General features: G+C 70.8%; 24 protein-coding genes. 6 read left to right on the forward strand and 18 right to left on the reverse strand.

Going from position 1 to position 26,068, the window contains the following annotated elements:
• Window positions 1-148 precede the first annotated feature (148 nt).
• The 4 genes from AC3WXD_RS15745 to AC3WXD_RS15760 all read right to left on the reverse strand — a co-directional run bounded on the left by AC3WXD_RS15745 (window position 149) and on the right by AC3WXD_RS15760 (window position 4,490).
• Window positions 149-949: a TOBE domain-containing protein gene (locus tag AC3WXD_RS15745; protein ID WP_492324134.1), complete on the reverse strand. Its 801-nt coding sequence runs from the start codon at window positions 947-949 to the stop codon at window positions 149-151.
• A gap of 109 nt (window positions 950-1,058) precedes the next feature.
• Window positions 1,059-1,301 carry an RNA recognition motif domain-containing protein gene (locus AC3WXD_RS15750; protein WP_020205705.1) on the reverse strand — a complete coding sequence of 81 codons (243 nt, stop codon included), beginning with the start codon at window positions 1,299-1,301 and terminating at the stop codon, window positions 1,059-1,061.
• A 108-nt stretch (window positions 1,302-1,409) separates the two neighbouring features.
• The gene (gene fabI / locus AC3WXD_RS15755) at window positions 1,410-2,189 is read right to left on the reverse strand and encodes an enoyl-ACP reductase FabI (RefSeq protein ID WP_059410685.1); all 780 of its coding nucleotides are present in this window, start codon (window positions 2,187-2,189) and stop codon (window positions 1,410-1,412) included.
• Window positions 2,190-2,204: 15 nt separating this feature from the next.
• Window positions 2,205-4,490 carry a DUF3141 domain-containing protein gene (locus tag AC3WXD_RS15760; protein ID WP_454731031.1) on the reverse strand — a complete coding sequence of 762 codons (2,286 nt, stop codon included), beginning with the start codon at window positions 4,488-4,490 and terminating at the stop codon, window positions 2,205-2,207.
• A 402-nt stretch (window positions 4,491-4,892) separates the two neighbouring features.
• Between AC3WXD_RS15760 and AC3WXD_RS15765 the strand changes: the two genes are divergently transcribed.
• A complete protein-coding gene (locus AC3WXD_RS15765; RefSeq protein WP_020205708.1) occupies window positions 4,893-5,834 on the forward strand; it encodes a phosphate acetyltransferase in 942 nt (313 codons plus the stop codon).
• Between the two features lie 46 nt (window positions 5,835-5,880).
• Window positions 5,881-7,146, forward strand: a complete 1,266-nt coding sequence (locus tag AC3WXD_RS15770) for an acetate/propionate family kinase (RefSeq protein ID WP_492324135.1) — start codon at window positions 5,881-5,883, stop codon at window positions 7,144-7,146.
• A 16-nt stretch (window positions 7,147-7,162) separates the two neighbouring features.
• On the opposite strand, the gene AC3WXD_RS15775 is transcribed toward AC3WXD_RS15770, so the two are convergent.
• Window positions 7,163-7,936: a tyrosine-protein phosphatase gene (locus AC3WXD_RS15775; protein WP_492324136.1), complete on the reverse strand. Its 774-nt coding sequence runs from the start codon at window positions 7,934-7,936 to the stop codon at window positions 7,163-7,165.
• Between the two features lie 54 nt (window positions 7,937-7,990).
• Window positions 7,991-8,245, reverse strand: coding sequence for an RNA recognition motif domain-containing protein (locus AC3WXD_RS15780; RefSeq protein WP_020423949.1), 255 nt, complete (start codon window positions 8,243-8,245; stop codon window positions 7,991-7,993).
• Window positions 8,246-8,596: 351 nt separating this feature from the next.
• Here AC3WXD_RS15780 and AC3WXD_RS15785 point away from each other — a divergent pair, with 351 nt between their 5' ends.
• Complete coding sequence (locus tag AC3WXD_RS15785; RefSeq protein WP_492324137.1) at window positions 8,597-9,292, forward strand: transglycosylase domain-containing protein; 696 nt, start codon at window positions 8,597-8,599, stop codon at window positions 9,290-9,292.
• Between the two features lie 40 nt (window positions 9,293-9,332).
• On the opposite strand, the gene AC3WXD_RS15790 is transcribed toward AC3WXD_RS15785, so the two are convergent.
• From AC3WXD_RS15790 to AC3WXD_RS15810, 5 genes are read right to left on the reverse strand one after another with little or no spacing between them, the layout of a single operon-like run.
• Window positions 9,333-9,596 carry a formate dehydrogenase subunit delta gene (locus AC3WXD_RS15790; protein ID WP_020205713.1) on the reverse strand — a complete coding sequence of 88 codons (264 nt, stop codon included), beginning with the start codon at window positions 9,594-9,596 and terminating at the stop codon, window positions 9,333-9,335.
• Window positions 9,593-10,450, reverse strand: coding sequence for a formate dehydrogenase accessory sulfurtransferase FdhD (gene fdhD / locus AC3WXD_RS15795; protein ID WP_492324138.1), 858 nt, complete (start codon window positions 10,448-10,450; stop codon window positions 9,593-9,595). The genes AC3WXD_RS15790 and fdhD overlap by 4 nt, the downstream gene beginning before the upstream one ends.
• A complete protein-coding gene (fdhF, locus tag AC3WXD_RS15800; protein ID WP_492324139.1) occupies window positions 10,447-13,302 on the reverse strand; it encodes a formate dehydrogenase subunit alpha in 2,856 nt (951 codons plus the stop codon). Before fdhF ends, fdhD begins: the two co-directional genes overlap by 4 nt.
• Window positions 13,303-13,359: 57 nt before the next feature.
• On the reverse strand, window positions 13,360-14,916 hold the full coding sequence (locus tag AC3WXD_RS15805) for a formate dehydrogenase beta subunit (protein ID WP_020205716.1): 1,557 nt from the start codon (window positions 14,914-14,916) through the stop codon (window positions 13,360-13,362).
• Complete coding sequence (locus tag AC3WXD_RS15810) at window positions 14,913-15,434, reverse strand: formate dehydrogenase subunit gamma (RefSeq protein ID WP_492324140.1); 522 nt, start codon at window positions 15,432-15,434, stop codon at window positions 14,913-14,915. The genes AC3WXD_RS15805 and AC3WXD_RS15810 overlap by 4 nt, the downstream gene beginning before the upstream one ends.
• 323 nt (window positions 15,435-15,757) lie before the next feature.
• Between AC3WXD_RS15810 and AC3WXD_RS15815 the strand changes: the two genes are divergently transcribed.
• Window positions 15,758-16,852: a substrate-binding domain-containing protein gene (locus AC3WXD_RS15815; protein WP_020205718.1), complete on the forward strand. Its 1,095-nt coding sequence runs from the start codon at window positions 15,758-15,760 to the stop codon at window positions 16,850-16,852.
• Here AC3WXD_RS15815 and AC3WXD_RS15820 read toward each other — a convergent pair.
• From AC3WXD_RS15820 to hisN, 6 genes are all read right to left on the reverse strand, one after another.
• Window positions 16,849-17,181 carry a DUF5818 domain-containing protein gene (locus AC3WXD_RS15820; RefSeq protein ID WP_492324141.1) on the reverse strand — a complete coding sequence of 111 codons (333 nt, stop codon included), beginning with the start codon at window positions 17,179-17,181 and terminating at the stop codon, window positions 16,849-16,851. The genes AC3WXD_RS15815 and AC3WXD_RS15820 overlap by 4 nt on opposite strands.
• An 11-nt stretch (window positions 17,182-17,192) precedes the next feature.
• Entirely contained in the window at window positions 17,193-18,887 is a 1,695-nt protein-coding gene (locus AC3WXD_RS15825) for a M30 family zinc metallopeptidase (RefSeq protein WP_492324142.1), read from the reverse strand.
• Between the two features lie 371 nt (window positions 18,888-19,258).
• On the reverse strand, window positions 19,259-20,176 hold the full coding sequence (ppk2, locus tag AC3WXD_RS15830; protein WP_020205721.1) for a polyphosphate kinase 2: 918 nt from the start codon (window positions 20,174-20,176) through the stop codon (window positions 19,259-19,261).
• A 120-nt stretch (window positions 20,177-20,296) separates the two neighbouring features.
• Window positions 20,297-21,313 (reverse strand): transporter, encoded by a 1,017-nt coding sequence (locus AC3WXD_RS15835; RefSeq protein WP_020205722.1) that lies wholly within the window; start codon window positions 21,311-21,313, stop codon window positions 20,297-20,299.
• A 109-nt stretch (window positions 21,314-21,422) separates the two neighbouring features.
• Entirely contained in the window at window positions 21,423-22,676 is a 1,254-nt protein-coding gene (locus tag AC3WXD_RS15840) for an Hsp70 family protein (RefSeq protein WP_020205723.1), read from the reverse strand.
• 116 nt (window positions 22,677-22,792) lie between these two features.
• Window positions 22,793-23,584 carry a histidinol-phosphatase gene (gene hisN / locus AC3WXD_RS15845; RefSeq protein ID WP_492324143.1) on the reverse strand — a complete coding sequence of 264 codons (792 nt, stop codon included), beginning with the start codon at window positions 23,582-23,584 and terminating at the stop codon, window positions 22,793-22,795.
• 292 nt (window positions 23,585-23,876) lie between these two features.
• On the opposite strand from hisN, the gene AC3WXD_RS15850 reads away from it, so the two are divergent.
• Entirely contained in the window at window positions 23,877-25,379 is a 1,503-nt protein-coding gene (locus AC3WXD_RS15850) for a tripartite tricarboxylate transporter permease (protein ID WP_492324144.1), read from the forward strand.
• 21 nt (window positions 25,380-25,400) lie between these two features.
• Here the strand turns inward: AC3WXD_RS15850 and AC3WXD_RS15855 are convergent, their stop codons facing one another.
• A complete protein-coding gene (locus AC3WXD_RS15855; protein WP_020202061.1) occupies window positions 25,401-25,622 on the reverse strand; it encodes a hypothetical protein in 222 nt (73 codons plus the stop codon).
• A gap of 202 nt (window positions 25,623-25,824) precedes the next feature.
• Here AC3WXD_RS15855 and AC3WXD_RS15860 point away from each other — a divergent pair, with 202 nt between their 5' ends.
• Complete coding sequence (locus AC3WXD_RS15860) at window positions 25,825-26,067, forward strand: hypothetical protein (protein WP_020202062.1); 243 nt, start codon at window positions 25,825-25,827, stop codon at window positions 26,065-26,067.
• The last annotated feature ends 1 nt before the right edge of the window (window position 26,068 follow it).

Consider the following 26,068-nt stretch of genomic DNA (forward strand, 5'->3'; position numbering starts at 1 on the left):
GTTGCTGTTGCTGTTGCTGTTGCTGTTGCTGTTGCTGTTGCTGTTGCTGTTGCTGTTGCTGTTGCTGTTGCTGTTGCTGTTGCTCCGCCGGTTCCGGCTGCCGGGAATCGATGCGGCCGGCCTCCCGGGCCGGCGCGCCACGCGCGCCTCACAGCGCGCCGAGGATCACGCTCGAGGCCTTGAACACGGCCAGCGCGCGGCTGCCTTCGGCCAGGCCCAGCGCCGCCACGCTGTCGTGGGTGACGACCGCCACCACGGTGCCGCCGCCGTCGAGCGCGAGCGCCACCTCGGCGCTGACCGCGCCGGGCAGCACGCGCGCCACGCTGCCGGGCAACTGGTTGCGCGCCGACAGCCGCAGGCCGGCGTCGGCGACGCCGAGCAGCACCGACGAGGCCTTGACCAGCGCGAAGGCTTCCATGCCGGGCGCCAGCCCCAGCGTCTCCACGCTCTCATGGGTGATGCTGGCGACCACCCGCTGCCCGCCCGGCAGCGCCAGCGTGACTTCGTCGTTGACGGCGCCGGCGCGGATCGCCGCCACGGTGCCGAACAGCTTGTTGCGCGCGCTGGTGCGGACCATGAAGCGGCGGATCAGGTCGAGGTCCTGCGGCGCGGGCTCGGCGAGGTTGCCCAGGCGCGCCAGATGGGCGAGGAAGCGCTGGTGTTCCTGCTCGAGCGCGCGATAGGTGCGGATCAGGCTCTCGCCGCGCGCGGTCAGCAGGGTGCCGCCGCCGCCCTTGCCGCCGGTGGCGCGCACCACAAGCGGCTCGCCGGCGCTGTTGTTCATGGCGTCGATGGCGTCCCACGCGGCCTTGTAGCTCAGGCCCACGGCCTTGGCCGCCGCGGTGATGGAGCCGTGCTCGCCGATCGCGGCCAGCAGGGCGATGCGCTCGCGGCCGCCCCAGTCGCGGCTGCCGGAGCGGAACCAGATCGCGCCGTCGAGTTCAAGCATGAGTGGACGGGCGCCGCCGCGCGGGCGGCGCCGCAAAGTGGCACAAGCGGGCTATGGTAGCGCCGATCCGAGCGCGAGGGGCGGCGCGCGGCGCTCGACGGGCGGCGCGCTAGCCCTGATGGGCGGGGATGTACCAGCGCATCATGCTGCCGGCGAAATACTGGCGGTCGAGCTGGCGCAGCAGGCGCCACGCGGTGAACGGATCGATGTCGAGGTCGACCCAGGCCCACGGGTGGTCGGGATCGCCGTCGCGCACCATCTCCACGGCAGTCACCGGCGCGTAGGGCGCCAGTTTCTCGCGCAGCATCGGTTCGGTCACATCGCGGTGCAGGCCCCGGATGAGTACCTTCATGTGTGGCTCCCGAGTCAAGGCCGCGCGCGCACCGCGGCTGCGGCCTTCGTTGTTTCCACCATTGTAGGCCGCCGCCGCGCGCGCGGCGGGCGGACGCGGCGGCCCCGCCTAGCCCATGATGTGCACGCCGCCGTCCACGTACACGGTGTTGCCGGAGATGCGCCGCGCGTAGGGCGTGGCGAGGTAGGCGGTGGCGAAGCCGACGTCCATGATGTCGACCAGCTCGCCCAGCGGCGCGCGGCCGGCCGCTTCCGCCAGCAGGTGGTCGAAGTCCTTCAGGCCGGAGGCGGCGCGGGTCTTGAGCGGCCCCGGCGAGATCGCGTGCACGCGGATGCCGCGCGGGCCCAGCTCGTGCGCGAGATAGCGGCAGGCGGCTTCGAGCGCGGCCTTGACGGGCCCCATCAGATCGTAGTTCGGCACCACCCTGACGGCGCCTTCGTAGCTCATGGCGAACAGGCTGCCGCCGTCGGGCATCAGCGGCACCGCGCGCCGCGCGAGGCGCACGAAGGAGTGGCAGGAAATGTCCATGGCCCGCGCGAAGCCGGCCGCGGAAGAGTTGAGCAGGCCGCCGTGCAGGTCGTCCCTGGGCGCGAACGCGACCGAATGCACCACCGCGTCGAGCCGGCCCCACTGTTGCTCGATGCGTTCGAACAGGGCCTGCTCCTGCGCGGCGTCCTCCACGTCGAGCGGCATCACGATGGTGGCGCCCACCGCTTCGGCCAGCGGCGCCACGTGCGGATAGGCCTTGTCGTTGAGGTAGGTCAGCGCGAGTTCCGCGCCGAGCTCGCGAAAGGCGCGCGCGCAGCCCCACGCGATGGAATCCTCGTTGGCCACGCCGACCACCAGCACGCGCGCGCCCCGCAGCGGGGGATTGGAGACCTGGACCATGCCGTCGCCCCGTCCCTACTTGCCGGGCGCGTTGCCGGGCGCGGCCGCGTCGGGTACGTCCGGCACGCCCGCCGCCGGCGCGGCACCGGCGAGCGGCGCCTCCAGCCGCGCGGTGTGGTCGGTGCCGAGCACGTTCGCCACCTCGCGGTAGCGCGCCAGCCGCCCGCCTTCGAGCGGGCCGGCCACGGTGAACACGCGGTGCATCGCCACCATCGCGTGGTGGCGCAGCGCGGGGTCCGGCAGCAGCTCGGGCAGCGCGGCCACGGCGCGCGCGGGGTCGAGCGCGACGATGAAGCTCTGGCGCCTGACCGCGGCCTTGACCGCGGCGATGTCGGGCTGCTGCGCGAGGTGCTCCTGCGCCATCTTGCGCATCAGGTTGAAGGGCCGCTCCTCGATGGCGGCGTTCTCGTCGGCGACGTAGACCAGGATGCGCATGAAGGCGTCGAGCGGCGTGCCCTGCGCGATGCGCCGCTCGGCGTCGTGGATGCGCCGCGCGGCCAGCTCGCTGCGCAGCGCCGCGCTCTGCGGCGGCGGCCCGCGCCGGTGCGCGCCGGGGTCGAGGCCGACCAGCGCCGACAGCCACGGCGACTGGTACAGCGCTTCGAATACGTGCTCGTAGCAGGCGTCGCGCTGGTCGCGCCAGGCGTCGAGCGCGCGCACGATGCTGTCGGAAGCGGCGCGCTCGAGCGCCAGGAACGGGTTGTCCTGCTCCACCGGCCGGCGGGCCTGGCGCACCGCCGGCGCGAGCGCGGCGATCCACGCCATCCACGGGTTCGCGTCGGACGCCAGCGAGCGCTCCAGCCGCGCCGGATGCGTCTGCCGCATGGCGTAGGCGCTGAACTCGTTGGACATGGCCTGCACCAGCGGCGAGGCGAAGGTGTCGTAGAGGCGCTGGTTGATCTCGGCCACGCGCCGCACCACCTCGAACGGGTCCTCGTCGTCGCGGCCGTCGTCGAGCGCGAGGATATCGTCGATGGTGCGGCGCTCGAAGCGCATCAGGTAGCGCCCGTCGATCAGGTCCAGGTGCGAGGTGCCCGGCGCGATGTCCTCGATGCGCGCCTCGTACAGGCCCGGCGGCAGCACGTCGATCAGGTCGAGCGCGGAAATCAGCTCGGTGTGCTCGCGGTTGGCCACGCCGGCCGAGACGAAGATGCCGAGGTGGCCGACCTTCTCGTGCAGGCAATAGACGATGACCTGCTCGTTGGCCACGATCTCGTCGACGCTGGCGTAGAGGTCCGGGATCCAGTCCAGCGCCTGCTGCGGCGGCGTGATGTTGTCGCCCCAGGAGGCGAACACCACGATCGGCGAGCGCACGTTGCGCAGGTCCACGGCGAGGTTGCCGTCGGCGCTGCGCACCTCGCCGGCCGTGAGGTGGTTGCCGACGAACAGGTTCTGCACGATCCAGTCGATCTCGGCGCGGTTGAGCAGGAAGTGGCCGCCCCACCAGAGCTCGAACTCGAGGAAGCGCTCGCGCTCGGTGTCGACCCTGGCGTACACGTCGTAGAGCTTCTTCCACAGCGTGTTGGCCGGGTTGAGCTGCTCGAAGTTCTCCACCAGCCAGGCGCCGTCGAAGCGGCCGTTGCCGAGGTCGGCGAACAGCGAGGCCAGCCACGAGCCGCCCAGCAGCCCGCCGCTGTAGCGCATCGGGTTGCGCCCGCGCATGCCGGCCCAGTACGACAGCGGCGAGCCCGCCAGCAGCAGCGGCCCGGGCAGCTCGGGCGCGGCGGCGGCCAGCAGCATCAGCGCCCAGCCGCCCTGGCAGTTGCCGATCACGAACGGCTTGCCCTGCGCGTCCGGATGGCGCTCGATCACGGTCTGCAGGAACACCGCCTCGGCGCGCGTCACGCTCTCGATGGTCTGGCCCGGGCACGGCACCGGGAAGAAGGTGACGAAGTAGCACGGATGGCCGCGCCGCAGCGCGATGCCGATCTCGCTGTCGATCTTGAAGCCGCCGATGCCGGGGCCGTGGCCGGCGCGCGGGTCGATCACCACGAACGGCCGCCTGGCATCGTCGGTGGGCGCGCAGCCCGGCGGCGGCAGCACGCGCAGCAGCGCGTAGTTGGCGGGCTGATCGAGCGTGCGGCCGTCGACCACGATCTCGTGGTCGAACACCAGCACCGGCGGCATGCCCTCGCGCTCGTGCTCGAAGGTCTGGTTGCCGCGCTCGCGCAGCACGTCGAGCAGCAGGATGGTGCGCTGCCAGGCATCGACCGCATAGGACCACGCGGGAGGCGGCGCCAGCAGGCCTTCGGTACTTCCGGATGCTCCGGCGGTCTGGGTGGCGGGTACACGTGCGTTCACTCGGCGTCCTCCTGCGGTGTGGCGTTGGAGGCAGCGGCAGCCGCGCGCGGGGCGGATCATGTCCGCGCCCGGGTCGCATTGCTGCCCTGCAGCACGGCCAATCTACCAGCGCCGCATGACGTTGACAAGCGCGCCCGGAAAAGACCGCCGGGCGCACTTCGGGCGCCTGCGCGCCGCGTGCCGGACAAGCTGCGCGAGCTTGCGCCATGTCATCTTTTCGCCGGAAACATGCCCTATACTTGGCCTTGCTTTTTTGCGCGACGCAGCATGCCCGGCGCGCCCGGCCAGCGCCCCGGGCCGATGCCCCGGTTCAAGACATCGGACCGGCGCGCCGCGCCGACACCCTGGACCGACACCCCGGACCACACCATCCGGACCGACGCACTGGAGACTGGAGCAGCGATGAACCACCCCCTCGACAAGTACTCCGTCCTGCTGGCGCGCTGCAACGAGCTCCCGGCCATCCCCACGGCGGTGGCCCATCCGTGCGACGCGTCCTCGCTCGGCGGCGCGCTGCAGGCCGCGCAGCTTGGCCTGATCGTGCCGCTGCTGATCGGGCCGGTGGCGCGCATCCGCCAGGTCGCCGACGCCAACGGGCTGGAACTGGGCGACGCGGTGCTGATCGACGTGCCGCACAGCCACGCCGCCGCCGCGCGCGCGGTGGCCGCCGTGCGCGCCGGCGAGGCCGAGCTGCTGATGAAGGGCAGCCTGCACACCGACGAGCTGATGCACGAAGTCACCGCCGCGGACACCGGCCTGCGCACCGCGCGCCGCCTCTCGCACGTGTTCGCGATGGACGTGCCGAGCTACCACAAGCCGCTGTTCATCACCGACGCCGCGGTCAACATCTTCCCCACGCTCAACGACAAGGCCGACATCTGCCGCAACGCCATCGACCTGCTGCGCGTGCTCGGCATCGACAACCCCAAGGTGGCGATCCTCTCGGCGGTGGAGACCGTGACCGACAAGATCCCCTCCACCATCGACGCCGCCGCGCTGTGCATGATGAGCCGGCGCGGCCAGATCGAAGGCGGCATCCTCGACGGCCCGCTGGCCTTCGACAATGCCATCAGCCGCGAGGCCGCCATCACCAAGGGCATCGTCTCCGAGGTCGCGGGCGACCCCGACATCCTGCTGGTGCCGGACCTCGAATCGGGCAACATGCTGGCCAAGCAGCTCACCTTCCTGGCCGGCGCCGAGGCCGCCGGCATCGTGCTGGGCGCGCGCGTGCCGATCATCCTCACCAGCCGCGCCGACAGCGTGCGCGCGCGCATCGGCAGCTGCGCCATCGCCGTGCTGGTGGCGCATGCGCGCCGCCTCGCGCAGGCGCCCGCCGCGGTCTGAAGCCACCCATTCCCCCATCGCCGTCGCCGCAAGGAGGCATCCCAGCGTGAGCGCCACCCATCCCACCATCCTCGTCGTCAATGCCGGCTCGTCCAGCGTCAAGGTCTCGGTCTACAACGTGCCCGAGGCCGCGCACGCCAACACCGACATCAACCCGGTGCTCAGCGCGCACGGCCAGATCGAGGGCATCGGCATCGCGCCGCGCCTGACCGCCAGCATGGCCGACGGCCGCGCGGTCGCCGACGAGCACTTCCCGGTCGCGCAGGTGTCCGACCACGACGCCGCCTTCCGCCTGATCCGCCTGGTGCTCAGCATCGGCCTGCGCGACACGCCGCCGGTGGCGATCGGCCACCGCGTGGTGCACGGCGGCGCCGACTACGCCGCGGCGGTGAAGATCGACGACGAGGTGATCGCCAAGCTGGAGGCGCTGGTGCCGCTGGCGCCGCTGCACCAGCCGCACAACCTCACCGCGATCCGCGCGGTGCGCGAGGCGGCGCCCGCGCTGCTGCAGGTGGCGTGCTTCGACACCGCGTTCCACGCCGGGCACGACGCGATGGCGCAGCTGCTGGCGCTGCCCTACGAATACTTCGAGCGCGGCATCCGCCGCTACGGCTTCCACGGCCTGTCCTACGAGTACATCGCACGCCGGCTCCAGCAGGTGGCGCCCGACCTCGCCGCCGGCCGCGTGATCGTGGCCCACCTCGGCAACGGCGCCAGCCTGTGCGCCATGCGCGCGGGCCGCAGCATCGAGTCGACGATGGGCCTGACCGCGCTCGACGGCCTGCCGATGGGCACGCGCTGCGGCGCCATCGACGCCGGCGCCATCCTGTGGCTGTCGCAGCAAGGCATGACCACCAAGGACATCGAGACCATGCTGTACCACGACTCGGGGCTCAAGGGCCTGTCCGGCGTGAGCAGCGACATGCGCGTGCTGCTGGCCAGCGACGCGCCGCGCGCGCGCCTGGCGATCGACTTCTACGCCTACCGCGCCGCGCAGGAGATCGGCAAGCTGGCCACCACGCTGGGCGGGCTCGACGCGCTGGTGTTTACCGCCGGCATCGGCGCCAACTCGCCGCCGGTGCGCGAGCGCATCTGCGCGCATCTGGCGGAGCTGTTCGGCATCGACCTCGACGCCGGCGCCAACGGCGAGAACCGCCAGCGCATCAGCCGCGACGACAGCCGCGTGCCGGTGCTGGTGCTGCCCACCGACGAGGAAGGGATGATCGCGCTGAATACCGCGCGCATCATGCTGGAGCAGCAACAGCAGCAACAACAACAACAGCAGCAGAAGAAGGAAGACCTCGCGGCATGAGCGCCGCGGCCCGCGCCTACTCCGCCAGGTAGGCCTCGCGCAGGCGCCGCACGTCCACCGCGAGCACGTCGGCCAGGTAGGCCGGCATGCCGCCGTAGTCGCGCTCGATGGCGTGCAGCGACGCCTCCAGGTACGCGGCCTTGACCTCCAGCAGCGGGCGCATCACCTCCGGGTCGACGCCGCCCTCGGCGGCGCGCGCGCTCATGCGCGCGTTGAAATCCCGGTTCCAGTGATTGGACGCGAGGTAGTTGGCCATGATGGCGTCCGCGTCGACACCGAGCCCGGCCAGCAGCAGCAGCGAGGCGAAGCCGGTGCGGTCCTTGCCCGCGGTGCAGTGGTACAGCAGGTTGCCGCCCGCCTCCGCGGCCTTGAGGAAGCCGCCGAAGGCGGCCTGGTACTTGCGCGGGAAATCGCCGTAGACCTCCAGCATGAAGGCCTCCATCTGCGCGGGGCTGCCGCCGAGCATGCGCGGCATCAGCTCGGCCATCGACATGCTGCCTTCCAGCACCGGCGTGGCGACCCAGCGGAAGGCCTCGCCGAACGCGCGCTCCTGCGGCGACTTCTCGCCCGAGGAGCGGAAGTCGATCACCAGGTCGAGCCGCAGCGCGCGCAGCAGCGCGAGATCGGCCGCGCTGGCGCAGGCCGGGTTGCCGCTGCGGAACAGCTTGCCGGCGCGCACGCGGCGGCCGTCGCGCGTGGCCAGGCCGCCGAGATCGCGCAGGTTGACCACGTTGTCGAGCGGCAGCGCCGCGCCCTGGACCGGCTTCGCGCCGGCTTCGCCTGCCTGCATTCCCCGCATCTGTCGTTGTCTCCCTCGATGAGCCGCGCGCGCCGGATGCGCGCCTCAGCGCGCGCGGTGCGCCGGCACGTGCCAGCGCGTATGGCAGCCGGCAATATAGCGGTGATCGAGCCGCGCCACCAGTTTCCACACGCTCATCGGATCGGCGTCGCCGAGGTCGAGGTCGACCCAGGCCCACGGATGGGCGCCATCGCCGTCGAGGATCAGCTCGACGTCGACGACGCGCACATACGAGGCCAGCGCCTCGCGCAGGCGAGCCGCGTCGATGCCCTGGTGCAGGCCCCTCACTAGAATCTTCATCATGCACTCCGAATCATTGCTTCAGACCGCCGCGGGCCACGACGGCCCCGGCGATCGCGCGCGCGCGGCGCCCGTGAACCCTTGCCGCGCGATGCTCCGGCAATGGGACAGCGTACGGTACCCGAAAAATCCCGGCGCGGGCAGGCGGCTTGACCACCATCATGAACGCTTGCGCCCGGCCTCGACAAGTGCCGCGGCGCGGCGGGATAATCCGCCCCGCCGGACGCCGCGGGCGGGGCTTCCCCAGCATGCCGGCGCGCCCGTGCCGGCCGGCTGAAGTGCGGGACCGGCGGCACGCGCGGCGGCACCGTCGCCGCGTGCTGGCACCCGCGTGCTGGCACAATACGGCCCATGAAACGTCTCTGGTCAAATTTCATCAGGCTGGCGCTGCTGCTGGTGCTCGGCGCGGCCCTGCTGGGCACGCTGGCCGTGCTGGTGGCCCAGCGCCAGCTGCCCTCGCTCGACGCGCTCGCCGCGTTCCGCCAGTCGCCCGGCTACGTGCCCATCGGCCAGATGCCGCCCGCGCTGACGCAGGCGGTGGTCGCCATCGAGGACGAGCGCTTCTACCTGCACGACGGCATCGACTACGTCGGCGTGATCCGCGCCGGCGTGGCCAACCTGTCGGACGAGCTCTCGCAGGGCGCCTCCACCATCACCATGCAGGTCGCGCGCAACTTCTTCCTGTCGCGCCAGAAGACGTATACGCGCAAGCTGTACGAGGTGCTGCTGTCCTACCGCATCGAGCATGCGCTGGGCAAGGACGAGATCCTCGAGCTGTACATGAACAAGATCTACCTCGGCCAGGGCGCCTACGGCTTCGCCGAGGCCGCCGAGACCTATTTCGGCAAGCCCGTGGGCGAGCTCACGCTGGCGGAGTGCGCGATGCTGGCCGGCCTGCCCAAGGCGCCGTCGGCCAACAACCCGGTGGTCAACCCGCGCCGCGCGCGCCAGCGGCAGGCCTACATCCTGCTGCGCATGCTGGAACTGGGCCGCATCGACCGCGGGCAGTACGACGCGGCGCTGCTGGAGCCGTTGCGGCTGAAGTAGGCGTCTGAAGTAGACGGCCAGGCGGCGGCCGGGCGGCCGCTCAGTGTTGCTCGGGCTGCTGCTCCGACGCGCGCGGCGTCACGGCCAGCAGGCCGCGGTGGCGCATCACGGCCTGGCGGACGATGTCGTCCAGCCCGGCGGCTTCGCCGTCGTCGATCTGCGCCAGCAGCGCGCGCCGCATGCGCGGCTCCCAGAAGCGCTTGATGTGCGAGGCGATGTCCGTGAGCGCTTCTTCGCGGTCCGGCATGGCCGAGAAGAAGGTGCCGATCTGGTTCGCCATCTTGACGAGGTTGTCCGTGTTCATGCCGGTTCCGTCCTGTCCTGCAGGCGTTGGGGGTGGGTGTAGACCACGTGGCGGCCGTCGCGCACGAAGCCGGCCAGCGTCACGCCGGCCCGCTGCGCGAGCCGCACCGCGAGCGCGGTGGGGCCGGACACGGCGGCCAGCAGGCCGACGCCGGCGCTGGCGGTCTTGAGCACCATTTCATAGCTGGCGCGGCTGGTCACCAGCACGGCGCCGCGCGCGCGGTCCTCGCCGCCGCGCACCAGCGCGCCGATCAGCTTGTCGAGCGCGTTGTGGCGGCCCACGTCCTCGCGCACCAGGCCGACCTGGCCGTCGGCGCGCAGCCACGCCGCGGCGTGGGTCGAGCCGGTGTGGCGCAGCAGTTCCTGGCGCGTCTGCAGCTGCGCGAAGGCGGCGTACAGCGCGGCGCCGGAGAAGCTGGCGCTGCTGGCCACCGGCGCCGGCACGCGCATGACTTCCTGCAGCGACTCGGTGCCGCACAGGCCGCAGCCGGTGCGCCCGGTCATGGCGCGGCGCCGCTCCTTGAAGCCGGCGAACGCCTCGGCGGCGATGCGCAGGCGCACCGTGATGCCGTCGCAGCCGGCCTCGGTGTCGATCTCGTAGACGTCGCGCGGGCTCGCCACCAGGCCTTCGCTCAGGCTGAAGCCGAGCGCGAAGTCTTCGAGGTCGGCCGGCGAGGCCAGCATGACCGCGTGCGAGATACCGTTGTACTCGAGCGCGACCGGCACTTCCTCGGCCAGCTCGTCGGCCTCCAGCGCGACCTGGCCAAGCCGGCTGCGCCCGACCTCGAAGGTGCTGTGGGTGGGCGGCTCGGCATCGCCGGCCGGCCACGCCACGCTGGTGCGGAGCTCGCTCATGCCGGGCGCGCCTCCGCGCTGGCGGCCTGCAGCAGGCGCAGCTGCTGCGCGTGGAAGTCGTGGTACTGGCGCTGCCATTCGGACGGCTGCGCCACCGGCGTGACCTGCACCGCCGTGACCTTGTATTCGGGGCAGTTGGTGGCCCAGTCGGAGTTGTCGGTGGTGATCACGTTGGCGCCCGATTCGGGGAAGTGGAACGTAGTGTAGACCACGCCCGGCTGCATGCGCGCGCTGACGATGGCGCGCAGCACGGTTTCGCCCGCGCGGCTCTGCACGCCGACCCAGTCGCCGTCCTTGATGCCGCGCTCCTCGGCGTCGTGCGGGTGGATCTCGAGCCGGTCCTCGTCGTGCCACATCACGTTCTCGGTGCGGCGCGTCTGCGCGCCCACGTTGTACTGCGAGAGGATGCGCCCGGTGGTGAGGATCAGCGGGAAGGCGCGGTTGACGCGCTCGGTGGTGGGCACGTAGCGCGTGATGATGAACTTGCCCTTGCCGCGCACGAAGCTGCCGATGTGCATGGTGGGCGTGCCCTCGGGCGCGTCTTCGTTGCACGGCCACTGGATGCTGCCGAGCTCATCCAGGCGCGCGTAGCTCACGCCGCGGAAGGTCGGCGTGAGGCGCGCGATCTCGTCCATGATCTGCGACGGATGGGTGTACTCCATCGGGTAGCCGAGCGCGTTGGACAGCAGCACGGTGGCTTCCCAGTCGGCGTAGCGCGCCTTGGGCGGCATCACCTTGCGCACGCGCGAGATGCGGCGCTCGGCGTTGGTGAAGGTGCCGTCCTTCTCCAGGAACGACGAGCCCGGCAGGAACACGTGCGCGTACTTGGCGGTCTCGTTGAGGAAGATGTCCTGCACCACGATGCATTCCATCGCCGACAGCGCCGCGGCCACGTGCTGCGTGTTGGGGTCGGACTGCACGATGTCCTCGCCCTGGCAGTACAGGCCCTTGAAGCTGCCCGACAGCGCGGCCTCGAACATGTTGGGGATGCGCAGGCCCGGCTCGGGGTTGATCTCCACGTTCCAGGCAGCCTCGAACTGGCCGCGCGTGGTGGAGTCCGACACGTGGCGGTAGCCCGGCAGCTCGTGCGGGAACGAGCCGATGTCGCACGAGCCCTGCACGTTGTTCTGCCCGCGCAGCGGATTCACGCCCACGCCCTCGCGGCCGATGTTGCCGGTGCACATGGCGAGGTTGGCGATGCCCATCACGGTGGTGGAGCCCTGCGCGTGCTCGGTCACGCCCAGGCCGTAGTAGATCGCCGCGTTGCCGCCGGTGGCGTACAGGCGCGCGGCGCCGCGCAGCTGGTCGGCCGGGATGCCGGTGACGTCGGCCATCGCCTCGGGCGAATTCTCCGGCAGGCTGACGAAGTCGCGCCATTGCTGGAACGCGCGGTCCTCGCAGCGCGAGGCGATGAAGGCCTCGTTCATCAGCCCTTCGGTGACGATCACGTGGGCCATCGACGTGACCACCGCCACGTTGGTGCCGGGGCGCAGTTGCAGGTGGAAATCGGCGCGCACGTGCGGCGAGTCGGCCAGGTCGATGCGACGCGGGTCGATCACGATCAACCTGGCGCCGGCGCGCAGGCGCTTCTTCATGCGCGAGGCGAACACCGGATGGCCGTCGGTCGGGTTGGCGCCCATCACCATGATGACGTCGGCCTTCCCGACCGAGCGGAAGGTCTGGGTGCCGGCCGATTCGCCGAGCGTCTGCTTGAGGCCGTAGCCGGTCGGCGAGTGGCACACGCGCGCGCAGGTGTCGACGTTGTTGTTGCCGAACGCGGCGCGCACCAGCTTCTGCACCAGGTAGCCTTCCTCGTTGGTGCAGCGCGAGGAGACGATGCCGCCGATGGCGTCGCGGCCGTGCTCTGCCTGGATGCGCTTGAACTGCGCGGCGGCGTAGGCGATGGCCTCCTCCCACGACACCTCGCGCCACGGGTCGGTGATCCTGGCGCGGATCATCGGGTTGAGGATGCGGTCGTTGTGGGTGGCGTAGCCCCACGCGAAGCGCCCCTTCACGCACGAGTGGCCTTCGTTGGCCTGGCCGTCCTTGTACGGCACCATGCGCACCACTTCGTTGCCCTTCATCTCGGCCTTGAACGCGCAGCCCACGCCGCAGTACGCGCAGGTCGTGACCACGCTGTGCTCGGGCTGGCCCATGCGGATGATGGAGGTCTCGGCCAGCGTGGCGGTGGGGCAGGCCTGCACGCAGGCGCCGCACGACACGCAGTCCGACTCCATGAAACTGCCGCCCTGCCCCGCGGTCACGCGCGAGTCGAAGCCGCGCCCGCCGATGGTGAGCGCGAAGGTGCCCTGGGTTTCCTCGCAGGCGCGCACGCAGCGGTTGCACACGATGCACTTGGAGGGGTCGTAGGTGAAGTACGGGTTGGACTCGTCCTTGGCCGCGGCGCGGTGGTTGGCGCCGTCGTAGCCGTAGCGCACCTCGCGCAGGCCGACCACGCCGGCCATGTCCTGCAGCTCGCAGTTGCCGTTGGTCGGGCAGGTCAGGCAGTCGAGCGGGTGGTCGGAGATGTACAGCTCCATCACGCCGCGGCGCAGGTCGGCCAGCTTGTCGCTCTGCGTGCGCACCTTCATGCCGGCCTCGGCCGGCGTGGTGCACGAGGCCGGGTAGCCGCGCCGGCCTTCGATCTCGACCAGGCACAGGCGGCACGAGCCGAACGACTTGAGGCTGTCGGTGGCGCACAGCTTGGGCACGTTGACGCCGGCCTGCACGGCCGCGCGCATCAGCGAGGTGCCGGCCGGCACGGTGATGTCGATGCCGTCGATCTGCAGCGTGACCTGCTCCCGGGCATCGCTGGCGGGCGTGCCGAAATCGATTTCATTGCGTGTGTTCAAGGCGGTCTCCGGCTTGATGCTGGCGTTGGCTGGCTTGTTTTTCTGGGTGTGCGGGGATCAGGCAGCCTTGGCGGGCACGGCCACGCCGAAGTCTTCCGGGAAGGCGTCGAGCGCCGACAGCACGGGGTACGGCGTCATGCCGCCCATCGCGCACAGCGAGCCGCCCAGCATGGTGTCGCACAGGTCGCGCACCAGCTTGACATGCCTGACGGGCTGGTCGCCGGCGATGATCTTGTCGATCACCTCCACGCCGCGCGTGGAGCCGATCCGGCACGGCGTGCACTTGCCGCACGACTCGATCGCGCAGAACGCCATCGCGTAGCGGGCCTGCCGCGCCATGTCCACGGTGTCGTCGAACACCACGATGCCGCCGTGGCCGAGCACCGCGCCGAACGCGGCGAACGCCTCGTAGTCCATCGGCGTGTCCAGGCGCGAGACCGGCAGGTAGGCGCCGAGCGGGCCGCCCACCTGCACCGCGCGGATGGGCCGGCCGCTGCGCGTGCCCTGGCCGAAGTCTTCCAGCAGCTCGCGCAGCGTCAGGCCGAACGCCTTCTCGACCAGCCCGCCCTGGCGGATGTTGCCGGCGAGCTGGAACGGCAGCGTGCCGCGCGAGCGGCCCATGCCGTAGTCGCGGTAGAACTGCGCGCCGCGCGCCAGGATCAGCGGCACGGTGGCCAGCGAGATCACGTTGTTGATGACGGTGGGCTTGCCGAACAGGCCTTCGAGCGCCGGCAGCGGCGGCTTGGCGCGCACCACGCCGCGCTTGCCTTCGAGGCTTTCCAGCAGCGCGGTTTCCTCGCCGCACACGTAGGCGCCGGCGCCCTTGCGCACTTCCAGGCGGAAGCGGCGGCCGCTGCCGCGGATGTCGTCGCCGAGCCAGCCGGCGGCCTGCGCCACGTCGATGGCGGCTTCCAGCATGGCGATGGCGTGCGGGTATTCCGAGCGCACGTAGACGTAGCCGTGCTCGGCGCCGACCGCCAGCCCGGCGATGGTCATGCCTTCGATCAGCATGAACGGGTCGCCCTCCATCGCCATGCGGTCGGAGAAGGTGCCGGAATCGCCCTCGTCGGCGTTGCAGACCACGTACTTGACCGGCGACTTCGCGTTCAGCACGGTCTGCCACTTGATGCCGGTGGGGAACGCCGCGCCGCCGCGGCCGCGCAGGCCGGACTCGGTGACTTCGCGCACGATCTGCGCGCCGTCCAGCGTCAGCGCGCGGGTCAGCCCGGCGAAGCCTTCGTGGGCGGTGTAGTCGGCCAGCGAGAGCGGATCGGTGATGCCGACGCGGGCGAAGGTCAGGCGTTCCTGCCGCTTGAGGAAGGGGATCTCGCCGGTCGGGCCGAGCGCCAGCGCGTGCGCGCCGCCGCCGAGGAAACCCGCGTCGAACAGACCCGGCACGTCTTCCGGCGCGACCGGGCCGTAGGCCACGCGGCCGGCCGCGGTCCGCACCTCGACCAGCGGCTCCAGCCAGAACATGCCGCGCGAGCCGTTGCGCACCAGCGTGATCTCGGCGCCGCGCGCGGCGGCCTCGCGCGCGATGGCCTGCGCGACCTCGTCGGCGCCCAGCGCCAGCGCGCTGGAATCGCGCGGAACGAATACCGTGATGGCGCTCATGCCGTGGCCTCCCCACCGCGCGCGCACGCCGCCAGCAGCGTGTCGAAGCGCTGCGGCGTGACGCGCCCGGCCAGCTTGCCGTCGACCGTCACGGCCGGGCCGCACGCGCACTGGCCCAGGCAGTAGACCGGCTCCAGCGTGAATTCGCCGTCGGCGGTGGTTTCATGGAACGCGCAGCCCACGGCCTGCTCGGCATGCGCGGCCAGCGCCTCGCTGCCGACCGACTGGCACGCCTCGGCGCGGCACACGCGCACCACGTGGCGCCCGGCCTTGCGCTCGCGGAAGTCGTGATAGAACGTGACCACGCCGTGGACCTCGGCGCGCGACAGGTTGAGCGCGCGCGCGATGTCGGGCAGGACCTCGGACGGCACGTAGCCCACCGTGTCCTGGATGTCGTGGAGGATGGGCAGCAGCGCGCCCGGCAGGTCGCGGCGCGCCGCGATGATGGCGGCGATCTGCGCGCGGGCCGGTTCGCGCAAGGCGCCGGCGGCGGATGGGGACAGCGACGGGGACGACATCGGATCTCCTGGTGAAGCAGCACTGGCCGGCGCCTGCGGCCGGCGGCAGACGGTGCGGCGCATTGGCTTGCGCGTCTTGCCAGGAACTGCTGCGGGGCGCGGCCGGCCATCGGATGGCCACCGCTTTATATGCGATTCGCTTTATATGCTATTTTTTTCATATCTCGAGGCACCCGGGCCGGCCCGTGTGCAGCGTCCGCCATGCTGCGCCGCCACTTGCGGCCATGCGCCGCCATGCGCAGCCATATCGGCCAGCCTGCAGTGCCTCTTTGAGCGGACTATAGGCAGTTGGATCCATTCGGGCAATATGCTATTTTTCGCATATGTTACGCATCTCCATCGAACCGCATCTGCAGGTCCGCGCCGACGATCCCGGCGCCGGGCCGGCGCTCGACGTGTCGCGCCTGGTCGGCCTGCTGGGCCTGATCGAAAGCACCGGCAGCATCAGCCAGTCGGCGCAGGCCAGCGGCCTGTCCTACCGCTACGCCTGGGGCATCCTGCGTGATGCCGAGGCGCTGTTCGGCGGCGCGCTGATCGCCAAGACGCGCGGGCGCGGCAGCGCGCTGTCGCCGCTGGCGCAGCAGCTGGTGTGGGCCAGCAAGCGCATCGCCGCGCGGCTGTCGCCGACGCTGGAAAGCCTGGCCTCGGAGCTGGAGATCGAGATCAAGAAACTGGTGGACCGCGCCGAGCCCGCGCTGCGCCTGCACGCCAGCCACGGCTTCGCGGTGGCGGCGCTGCACGACTTCCTCGAGACCCACCAGGTGCGCCACGACCTGAAATACTGCGGCAGCCTGGAGGCGGTGGCGGCGCTGGCCCAGGGCGGCTGCGACATCGCCGGCTTCCATGTGCCGATCGGCGAGTTCGAGCAGCGCACGCTGGCGCGCTTCGCCGCCTGGATCCGGCCCGAGACGCACCTGCTGATCCACCTCGCGGTGCGCTCGCAGGGCCTCTTCGTGCGGCCGGGCAACCCGCGCGGCGTCACCGGCCTGCGCGACCTGTGCCGGCCCGACGTGCGCTTCGTCAACCGCCAGACCGGCTCCGGCACGCGGCTGCTGCTGGACCTGATGCTGGAGGCGCGCGGCATCGACAGCAGCCGCATCGAGGGCTACAGCAACGGCGAGTTCACCCACGCGGCGGTGGCCGCCTACATCGGCAGCGGCATGGCGGATGCGGGGTTCGGGGTGGAAACGGCGGCGCGGCGCTTCGGCCTCGATTTCGTGCCGGTGCTCAAGGAGCGCTATTTCTTCGCCATCGAGCGCGAGCGGCTGCAGAGCCCCGCGCTGGCGGGCGCCGTGGCGGCGCTGCGCAGCGGCAGCTTCCGCCAGGTGGTGGATGCCCTGCCCGGCTACGACGGCAGCCTCACCGGCACCGTGCTGACGCTGGAAGAAGCCTTCCCGCGCGGCGGCGCCGGACGCTAGCGCGCGGCCGGCGCACCCTCCGCAGGTGCCACGCGCTCGACGCGCACGGCCGGCCCCCAGGTGCCCGGCGCGGCGGCGCGCCGTACCACGCCGGTGACTGTCACCGCGCGGCCGTCCAGCGCGCGGGCCTGTTCCAGCGGCAGCGCGTCGAGCTGCCATGCCTGGCCGCCGGAGGTAATCAGCACCGGCTGCTGGAACCCGGCACTGCCGTTGACCGCCACCCTGCCCGTGAGCGTGACCGTGCCGCCCGACTGCGCCGACGGCGCCGACTGGGCGCAGGCGGCCAGCGCCAGGCACAGCGCCGCGGCCAGGAGCAGGATGCGGTGCATGGCGCGCCCGCTCAGTACACCACCACCGACAGGGTCGAGCCGGCCGGCACGCGCACGGTCTCGCTGAAGGTGGCGCCGGTGCCGCCGCGCACCACCGGGAAGCTGCCATACGGCTGCAGCGTGGCGGCCACCGAGCTCGGCAGCTTGCGGATCGCGCCATACAGCGACGGATCGATCACCGGCAGCGTGAAGCCGCCGTCGATCCGCTCGGGATAACCGTAGCGCGCGGGCGAGGAGACGGCCGGCATCAGCGCGTTGCTGGTCACGCTCCAGCGCTGCAGTTCCTGCTCGAAGCCGGAATCGGCGCGCGCGGCCTTGATGGCCTGGTCGAGCACGGTCTTCGAGTCGGTGCTGGTGGTGCGCGCGAGCAGGTCCTTGTAAAAGGCCAGCCCGAGCTGGCGGTCGAGGAAGCCGCCGAAGCTGCCCGACACCGAATAGCTTTCGCAGGTCGGGCCGAAGCCGGTGAAATTCAGGATGTTGCAATTGAAGTTGCCGTTGCCGTAGCCCAGGTAGTCGCGAAAGCGCACGTCGCGGATCGCGTTGTAGCTCGGGTCGATGGTATGGCTGGCGAAGTCTTCCATCATCATCGCGGACATTTCCTCAAGCCAGGTCTGGAACGCGTACTGCGAGCCGGCCTTGACGCCGCGGCGGTAGAAGTTCTGCATGTGCATGCCTTCGTGCGCCATCGTCATCTTCATCGACTTCATGCCCTCGGTGCCGCCCAGGTAGAGCGTCTCGGAATCGAGATAGAGCGACAGCGACTCGTTGCTGCGCGCATCCGACGTCTTCAGCAGATTGTGCACGCCCCAGAAATACCCGACCGTGCCGAACGGCGTGGCATTGTTGTCGAAGTTCAGGATGACGATGTCGACGGGCTGGCCGGTGCCGGCAATCAGGTTGCTGTAGCTGTGCGGTCCCCACAGCGGGCCGCCGACCGAGGTCAGCATCGAATAGATGCCGCCGGAGCCGGCAAAGCCGCTGGCGAGCGCATCGAGGATGGTGTCGCTGACCTTGCTGCCGGACTGTGTCCACTCGGTGGTTTCCACCCAGAAGTTGACCACGGTGCCGTCCGGCGCGCTGACCTGCCGCTCGAGCGTGGCCGAGCGCGACGTGCCGTCGGTGTGGTACCAGCTCTTGACGTCGCTGACCACGGAGGCGTGCGGCGGCGGCGCGGCCATCTCCGACTGGCTGGCAGGATGCTTGGCGCCGGCCAGCGCGGCCCAGCCCGTGCGGTTGAACTCGCCGATGTCGCGCATGGTCTGCTCGTCGCGCGCCGACGGCGCGGCCTGCGCGGACTGCACCGACAGGCTGCCCACCACCGGCTGGATCACCGACAGCGACAGCGCCGGCATGGCCTGCGCGGTGGCGCCGTTGGTGTAGAGCAGCGTGACCGGCTTGCCGTTCACGCCGCCGATGGAGACCGGCAGGTCGAGCGCGACGCCGGCCGTGTTGGAGGCCGACCAGACGCCCGTGCCGCTGCCGCTGTAGTTGCTGCCGTCGGCCGCGCCGCATTCGGTGCCGGCGCACGCGGGCGCCAGCGCCGGCATGGTCGGGGCCGGCGCAGCGACCACCGGGGGCACCACCGGGCCGCTGGTGGTCTGGGGGGCCGGGGCGCTGTCCCCTCCGCCGCCGCAGGCGGCCAGCGCGGCGGCGGCCAGGAGGGATGCGAGGACGCTGGCGCGCGGGCGGATTCTGGTGTCCGACATGTTCTTCTTGCTCCGTTTCGGGGATAAGCGGCGGCCGGCGGCAGCCGGCGCATGCATTGGCCAATACAAATCAAGACAAATATCGGCAGCCGCGGCGGGGAGCTTTAGTTCGACATGGGATGCCCGCGCGGCGCCGCGGGGTCGGTCGGCCGCCGGCCGCCGGTATATTGCCATCGGCGGCGTGGCCCGGGGGGCCGCGCGGCGCCGGGCGGCGCGCGGAAAGGACGGTCATCGTCGGGAACCCGTCTTGCCGCGCTTCGCGGAGCCGCATTGCACGGCGGGCGGGGGAGAACACAAGCGGTGAGCCGGCTTCGTCGACAGCCCGGGCAGCGCCGGGCGGCGGCGTCCTTCGCCCGTCGCCCGTCGCCGGCTCAGTAAATCTCCGGAACGATCATTTCCTGCGGCACCGGCTGGCGCGAGTAGTCCTCGTGCCGCTCGCGCTGCGGCAGCACCACCGGCGGCTGCGTGCGCTCGACGTAGGGCATCTGCTGCAGCAGGTGGTGGATGCAGTTCAGGCGCGCCTTCTTCTTGTCCACGGCCTGCACCACCCACCACGGCGCCTCGGCGATGTGGGTGCGCTCCATCATGACTTCCTTGGCGCGCGTGTAGTCTTCCCAGCGGCGGCGCGACTCCAGGTCCATCGGGCTGAGCTTCCACTGCTTGAGCGGGTCGTGGATGCGCGAGAGGAAGCGCAGGTGCTGCTCCTCGTCGGAGATCGAGAACCAGTACTTGATGACCTGGATGCCCGAGCGCACCAGCATGCGCTCGAACTCCGGCACCGAGCGGAAGAATTCCTCGTACTGGTCGTCGCTGCAGAAACCCATCACGTGCTCGACGCCAGCGCGGTTGTACCAGGAACGGTCGAACAGCACGATCTCGCCGGCGGCCGGCAGGTGCGAGACGTAGCGCTGGAAATACCACTGCGTGCGCTCGCGGTCGTTGGGCGCCGGCAGCGCCGCCACGCGGGCCACGCGCGGATTGAGCCGCTGGGTGATGCGCTTGATCACGCCGCCCTTGCCGGCGGCGTCGCGCCCCTCGAACAGGATCACGACCTTGTGGCCGGTGTCCACCACCCAGCTCTGCAGCTTGACCAGCTCGCCCTGCAGGCGGAACAGCTCGCGGAAGTAGTGGCGGCGCATGGCGCGCTCCGCCTCGTCCAGGCCGCCGCCGCCCTCGCCGAACAGCGTGTCGACGTGGTGGTCCTCCAGCTCCAGTTCGAGTTCTTCGTCGTAGTGATCGGCCACCTCGCGGTGGATACGCCGGATCAGATCGCTCTCTTCTGGCCTCATTTGCACGCTCCTGTTCGCAACAACGTGCCACGCTAGCATCGCCATATGACGCCGGCATGAACGGTTGCCTCGCGACGCGGCGTGGCCCCGGGGCCGCGCCGCGCCGCGGTGGTGCGCCGTTCAGGAGTCCTGCTTGCGGAACGCCCAGCGCCCGGCCAGCACGGTGAAGCTGGCCACCAGCACCACCAGCACCCAGAAGCCGTGCGGGTGGTCGGCCAGCGGGATGCCGCCCACGTTCATGCCGAAGAAGCCGGCCACGATGTTGATCGGCAGCGCCAGCACCGTCACCAGGGTCAGCGTGAACAGCGTGCGGTTGGTCTGCTCGTTGAGCGTGGCGGCGATCTCTTCCTGCAGCAGCTTGATGCGCTCGACCAGCGCCGTGAGGTCGTTGAGCACCAGCGAGAACTCCTCGGTGGAGGCGCGCAGGTCCAGGCTGTCTTCCTCGCGCAGCCACGGCGGCGGCCGGTTGAGCAGGCGGAACAGCGCGCCGGGCTCGGGCGCCAGCAGGCGCTGCAGGCGCACCAGCCCGCGCCGCATCGAGCCCAGCTCCACGCGGTTGCCCTGCAGCCGCTGGGACAGCAGGCGGTCCTCGATCTGATCCACGTTGGCGGTGGTCTCGCGCACGATGTGCACCAGCACGTCGGCCTGGTCGCGCAGCAGGTGCACCAGCAGCGACAGCGGCGAGGCGAACACCTCGCCGCGCTTGACCGAGGCGCGCAACTGGTCCACCGAGCGCAGCGGCTTGAGGCGCGCCGTCACCAGCAGGCGGCGGTCGGCGCAGGCCCACAGCGTGGAGATGTCGGTGGAAGTGACGCCGAAGTTATAGATGACGTCGTTGACCACGGCCAGCAGCGCCGTGTCCAGGCGTTCGATGCGCGTGGAGCGCGAGCCTTCGCGCAGCGCCTCGAAAAACCCTTCGGGCAGTTCCATCTGCCCCTTGAGCCAGCGCTCGCAGGCGCTGTGGGCGAGGTTGAAATGCAGCCAGATGAATTCGTCGCCGGGCGGCGGCGACTTGAGCCAGGCGGACGCGCTGGCCGAGTCGATGGGCTGGCCCGCCTCGCCCGGCGGAAAGCGGAAGCCGCTGACCAGGCCGACCGGATCGGAGCCGTAGCCGGCTTCGACGATTGCCGCTTGCATGTGTTGCCTCTTCGATTGCGCGAAAACGGCACATTAGCATGACGGCATGGCGGCGGGGAGAGGCCCGCCGCCATGCGCCGCGCCGCGCTTTTTTCGCGCGGCCCGGCCCTCAGCCGAACTTGCGGCGCGCGTCCAGCGCCAGCCCCGAGCCGATGCCGCCGAACAGATCGCCCTCGATGCGCTGCGCGCCCGGGATCAGGTCGGACAGCCGCTCGCGCAGCAGCGGCACGCTGCTCGAGCCGCCGGTAAACAGCACGGTGTCGATGTCGCCGGCCCGCACGCCGGCGTCGCGCAGCAGCGCCTGCACGGTCTGCTCGGTCTTGCCGACCAGCTTGCCGATGGCGCGGTCGAAGTCGGCGCGGCCGATGGTCATGGTCTCGCCCGGCGCGATGCGGCCCAGGTCGAGTTCGGCATGCGGCTCGGCGGACAGCGCGATCTTGGCCGCTTCCACCTGGATCGCCAGCCAGTGGCCGGCGCGCTGCTTGATGAGGCTGATCAGGCGGTCGAGCTTGACCGTGTCGGCGGCGTCGCGGTAGTTGTCCATCACGTGCGACCACGCCTTGCGCGTGTACACCTGGTTGATGGTGTGCCAGCTCGCCAGGTCGAAGTACTGGCCGGACGGCATCGCCTTGCCGTTGCGCAGCTCGCTGCCCAGGCCGAGGAACGGCATCACGCTGGCCAGGCTCAGGCTCTTGTCGAAATCGGTGCCGCCGATGTGCACGCCGCCGTTGGCGAGGATGTCGCCGCGCCGGTCGGCCTTGCCGGCGCGCTCGGGCGACAGGCGCACCAGCGAGAAGTCGGAGGTGCCGCCGCCGATGTCGGCCACCAGCACCAGCTCCTCGCGGCCGATGGTGGCTTCGTAGTCGAACGCCGCGGCGATCGGCTCGAACTGGAACTCGATGTCCCTGAAGCCGGCGTCGGCGGCGATCTCGCGCAGGGTCTGCTCGGCGAGCCGGTCGGCCTGCTCGTCCTCGTCGATGAAGAACACCGGGCGGCCCAGCACGACCCGCTCGAAACGCGCGCCGGCGGCGCGCTCGGCGCGCTGCTTGAGCTCGCCGATGAAATGGGCGAGCAGCTTGCGGAACGGCATGGCCTGCCCCATCACCTCGGTGCTGTCTTCCATCATCGAGGTGCCCAGCAGGCTCTTGAGCGAGCGCATCAGCCGGCCTTCGTAGCCGGCCAGATAGTCGCCGAGCGCGGCGCGGCCGTAGCTGACCAGCGGGTCTTCCGCATGGAAAAAGATCACCGACGGCAGCGTCAGCTTGTCGTCTTCCAGCGGCAACAGCGTGGCGTGGCCCGGACGGACCCAGCCCACCGTGGAATTGGAGGTGCCGAAATCGAGGCCGCATGCGTTTGACGTCATGTTTCTGGTTTCTTCCCGTGCTGCAAAAAAAGAGGTCCGCATCATACTCTTCCTGCGGACCGTGATCCGGCCGTGACGGCTGCCGCGACACCCGCCGCGGGGCAGGCGGCGCGCGCCTACGCCGGCGCGTTGAGCAGCGCCAGGATCTGGCCGTGCAGGCGCGCGTCGCCGCAGGCCACCACGGTGCCGCCGTGCTGCGCGTCGCCGCCGCTCCAGCTCGTCATCACGCCGCCGGCGCCCTGCACGATGGGAATCAGCGCCTGCACGTCATACGGCTTGAGGCCGGCCTCGACCACCGCGTCGACGTGGCCGGCGGCGACCATGCAATAGGCATAGCAGTCGCCGCCGTAGCGCTGCATGCGCGCGGCATCGGCCACGCGCCGGAAGGCCGCGAACTGGGCCTCGTCGTCGAACATCTCGGGCGTGGTGCACATCACCTTGGCCTGCGCGAGCTCCGCGCAGGCGCGCGTGCGCAGCGGCTGGCCGTTGAGCCACGCGCTGCGGCCGTCACCGCTGAAACGCTCGCGCGTGTAGGGCTGGTCCATCACGCCCAGCACCGGGCGCTGGCCGTCGTTGAGCGCGATCAGCGTGCCCCACAGCGGCAGCCCGGTGATGAACGCGCGCGTGCCGTCGATCGGGTCGAGCACCCAGGTCAGCGGCGAGCTGCCGGCCACGCGCCCCTCTTCCTCGCCGAGGATGCCGTGCTGCGGATAGCGCGCCCGGATCAGCGCGCGCATGGCGTGCTCGGCGGCCTTGTCGGCCTCGGTGACGGGATCGAAGCGCCGGCCGCCCTTGTCCTCCACCGCGGGCGCGCTGCGGAAATACGGCAGGCTGGCGGCACCGGCCGCCTGCGCGAGGCTGGCGGCGAAATCCATGTATTCGGTCAACTGCTCGGCGCTCAGCGGCATGGGGGCGTCCTGTGGCGAAGTGGAAGCGGCGCGCGGCCGGCAATCCGGCATTGTAGCGGGCCGCGGCCGGCACGCCGGCGCCGCGCGCGAAGGCCGCCCCGACGCGTTGGCGCCGGGCGGGCCGCGCCAGCCGCGGCGCATCGGTGAATACCCGCGAGCGGCCCCGCTGAAAGGCGGATGAAAGCACATCCGCCTAGTGTGATTGGTGAGCCACCGAGGCGCGCAACCTGCGCACGCCTGCTGTCGAGGACGATCTCGTGGCACCACACAATGCAGGCCGGGAGACGGCGTCATGGATCTGATCGAACATCTGGGCCTTGGGTTTTCCACGGCCCTGACGCTGCAGAACGTGGGCTACTGCTTCCTCGGCTGCGTGCTCGGCACGCTGATCGGCGTGCTGCCGGGCATCGGCCCGCTGGCCACCATCGCCATGCTGCTGCCGGTGACCTACACGCTGCCGCCGGTGGCCGCGCTCATCATGCTCGCCGGCATCTACTACGGCGCGCAGTACGGCGGCTCCACCACCGCCATCCTGGTCAACCTGCCCGGTGAGTCGTCGTCGGTGGTGACCACCATCGACGGCTACCAGATGGCGCGGCGCGGGCGGGCGGGGGTGGCGCTGGCCACCGCCGGACTCGGCTCGTTCTTCGCCGGCTGCGTGTCGACGCTGATCCTGGCCGCGTTCGCCACGCCGCTGTCGGAGCTGGCCTTCAAGTTCGGCCCCGCCGAATACTTCTCGCTGATGGTGCTGGGCCTGATCGGCGCCGTGGTGCTGGCCTCGGGCTCGCTGCCCAAGGCGGTGTCGATGATCGTGCTGGGGCTGCTGCTGGGGCTGGTCGGCACCGACGTCAACTCCGGCGCCGCGCGCTTCTCGTTCGACGTGCCCGAACTGACCGACGGCGTGGACTTCGTCGCGCTGGCGATGGGCATGTTCGGCTTCGCGGAGATCATCGCCAACCTCGAACAGAAGGAAAACCGCGAGACCTTCACCGACCACGTCACCAACCTGTGGCCGAGCCGCGCCGATTTCCGCCGCATGATCCCGGCGGTATTGCGCGGCACCGCGCTGGGCTCGATGCTGGGCATCCTGCCCGGCGGCGGCGCGGCGCTGGCCTCGTTCGCGGCCTACTCGCTGGAAAAGAAGACCTCGAAGTATTCGAGCGAATTCGGCAAGGGCGCCATCGAAGGCGTGGCCGGCCCCGAGTCGGCCAACAACGCCGCCGCGCAGACTTCCTTCATCCCGCTGCTGACGCTGGGCATCCCGCCCAACGCCGTGATGGCGCTGATGGTCGGCGCCATGACCATCCACAACATCCAGCCCGGCCCGCAGGTCATGACCAGCAACCCCGCGCTGTTCTGGGGCCTGATCGCCTCGATGTGGATCGGCAACTTCATGCTCATCATCCTGAACCTGCCGCTGATCGGCATCTGGGTCAAGCTGCTGCAGGTGCCCTACCGCTACCTGTATCCGGCCATCCTGACGTTCTGCTGCATCGGCGTGTACTCGGTCAACAACCAGACCTTCGACGTGTTCACCGCGGCGGCCTTCGGCGTGATCGGCTACCTGTTCATCAAGCTCAAGTGCGAGCCGGCGCCGCTGCTGCTGGGCTTCGTGCTGGGACCGATGATGGAAGAGAACTTCCGCCGCGCGCTGCTGCTGTCGCGCGGCGCGTTCACCGTGTTCGTCACGCGCCCGCTGTCGCTGGGCCTGCTGATCGCGGCGGCCGTGCTGGTGTGCATCGTGGCGCTGCCGTCGATCAAGGCCAAGCGCGAGGAAGCGTTCCAGGAAGAATGACGCGGGCGGCGCGCAGCCGCGCTAGGCGTTGCTGCGCGCCTCCGCGCGGTCGTGCCCAGCCCAGGTCAGGCGCCATCCGGACGTGGCCGTCTTGGCCACCAGGCCCGCGTCCTGCAGCAACAGCAGGTGGTGGCCGAGCTTGGATGCCTCGACGTTGCCAAGCGCCTTGGCCAGCTGGAGATCGCTCAGCATGGCCTGGCTGTCGGCCCGCAGCGCCGTCAGAACGCGGTCCGCGAAAGACATGTCTCGCCGCATTTGGTCCCCCTCCCGACGTGTCGGGCGCGCCGCCGGCGGCGCGCTCCTGCTGCCAGCATAGGCGCTAACGCGCGCGTCCACCGTGGGATTTTGCGCGGCCCGCCACACTGCCGCGCGCGCCAAACAAATCGCACACCCTCGCCGGCAAACGGCGTATGCTGCCCGGAAAACGCCGGCACGGGAGACAACGATGGCCAGACAGATCAAGCACAAGGCGGAACTGCGCGCGATGATCCGCGCCGAGCAGCAGAAACACGCGGAATGCGCCGGCACCTGCTTCGGCGACGTGGTCTGGCATGCGCCCGATGCCGATGGCTGCAACTGGACCCTTTCCACGATGGAAGGCGAGAACGGCAAGGCCTGCCTCGACAAGATCCGGCCCTTCACCGCATCGCTGCAGCAGACCTACAACGTGCCCGACGAGGGCAAGTAGT

It is taken from the genome of Cupriavidus sp. FW216-B1 (assembly GCF_058789195.1).

Bases quoted from the DNA above. Each gene is read 5' to 3' on its own strand.
- AC3WXD_RS15840 (WP_020205723.1), bottom strand. From the start codon at position 22,676: ATGACGTCAAACGCATGCGGCCTCGATTTCGGCACCTCCAATTCCACG.
- AC3WXD_RS15790 (WP_020205713.1), bottom strand. From the start codon at position 9,596: ATGAACACGGACAACCTCGTCAAGATGGCGAACCAGATCGGCACCTTC.
- AC3WXD_RS15855 (WP_020202061.1), bottom strand. From the start codon at position 25,622: ATGTCTTTCGCGGACCGCGTTCTGACGGCGCTGCGGGCCGACAGCCAG.
- AC3WXD_RS15775 (WP_492324136.1), bottom strand. From the start codon at position 7,936: ATGCAGGCAGGCGAAGCCGGCGCGAAGCCGGTCCAGGGCGCGGCGCTG.
- AC3WXD_RS15825 (WP_492324142.1), bottom strand. From the start codon at position 18,887: ATGTCGGACACCAGAATCCGCCCGCGCGCCAGCGTCCTCGCATCCCTC.
- fabI (WP_059410685.1), bottom strand. From the start codon at position 2,189: ATGGTCCAGGTCTCCAATCCCCCGCTGCGGGGCGCGCGCGTGCTGGTG.
- hisN (WP_492324143.1), bottom strand. From the start codon at position 23,584: ATGCCGCTGAGCGCCGAGCAGTTGACCGAATACATGGATTTCGCCGCC.
- AC3WXD_RS15860 (WP_020202062.1), top strand. From the start codon at position 25,825: ATGGCCAGACAGATCAAGCACAAGGCGGAACTGCGCGCGATGATCCGC.
- AC3WXD_RS15835 (WP_020205722.1), bottom strand. From the start codon at position 21,313: ATGCAAGCGGCAATCGTCGAAGCCGGCTACGGCTCCGATCCGGTCGGC.
- fdhD (WP_492324138.1), bottom strand. From the start codon at position 10,450: ATGAGCGAGCTCCGCACCAGCGTGGCGTGGCCGGCCGGCGATGCCGAG.
- AC3WXD_RS15815 (WP_020205718.1), top strand. From the start codon at position 15,758: ATGTTACGCATCTCCATCGAACCGCATCTGCAGGTCCGCGCCGACGAT.
- ppk2 (WP_020205721.1), bottom strand. From the start codon at position 20,176: ATGAGGCCAGAAGAGAGCGATCTGATCCGGCGTATCCACCGCGAGGTG.
- AC3WXD_RS15780 (WP_020423949.1), bottom strand. From the start codon at position 8,245: ATGAAGATTCTAGTGAGGGGCCTGCACCAGGGCATCGACGCGGCTCGC.
- AC3WXD_RS15745 (WP_492324134.1), bottom strand. From the start codon at position 949: ATGCTTGAACTCGACGGCGCGATCTGGTTCCGCTCCGGCAGCCGCGAC.
- AC3WXD_RS15810 (WP_492324140.1), bottom strand. From the start codon at position 15,434: ATGTCGTCCCCGTCGCTGTCCCCATCCGCCGCCGGCGCCTTGCGCGAA.
- AC3WXD_RS15820 (WP_492324141.1), bottom strand. From the start codon at position 17,181: ATGCACCGCATCCTGCTCCTGGCCGCGGCGCTGTGCCTGGCGCTGGCC.
- AC3WXD_RS15785 (WP_492324137.1), top strand. From the start codon at position 8,597: ATGAAACGTCTCTGGTCAAATTTCATCAGGCTGGCGCTGCTGCTGGTG.
- AC3WXD_RS15805 (WP_020205716.1), bottom strand. From the start codon at position 14,916: ATGAGCGCCATCACGGTATTCGTTCCGCGCGATTCCAGCGCGCTGGCG.
- AC3WXD_RS15850 (WP_492324144.1), top strand. From the start codon at position 23,877: ATGGATCTGATCGAACATCTGGGCCTTGGGTTTTCCACGGCCCTGACG.
- AC3WXD_RS15765 (WP_020205708.1), top strand. From the start codon at position 4,893: ATGAACCACCCCCTCGACAAGTACTCCGTCCTGCTGGCGCGCTGCAAC.
- AC3WXD_RS15750 (WP_020205705.1), bottom strand. From the start codon at position 1,301: ATGAAGGTACTCATCCGGGGCCTGCACCGCGATGTGACCGAACCGATG.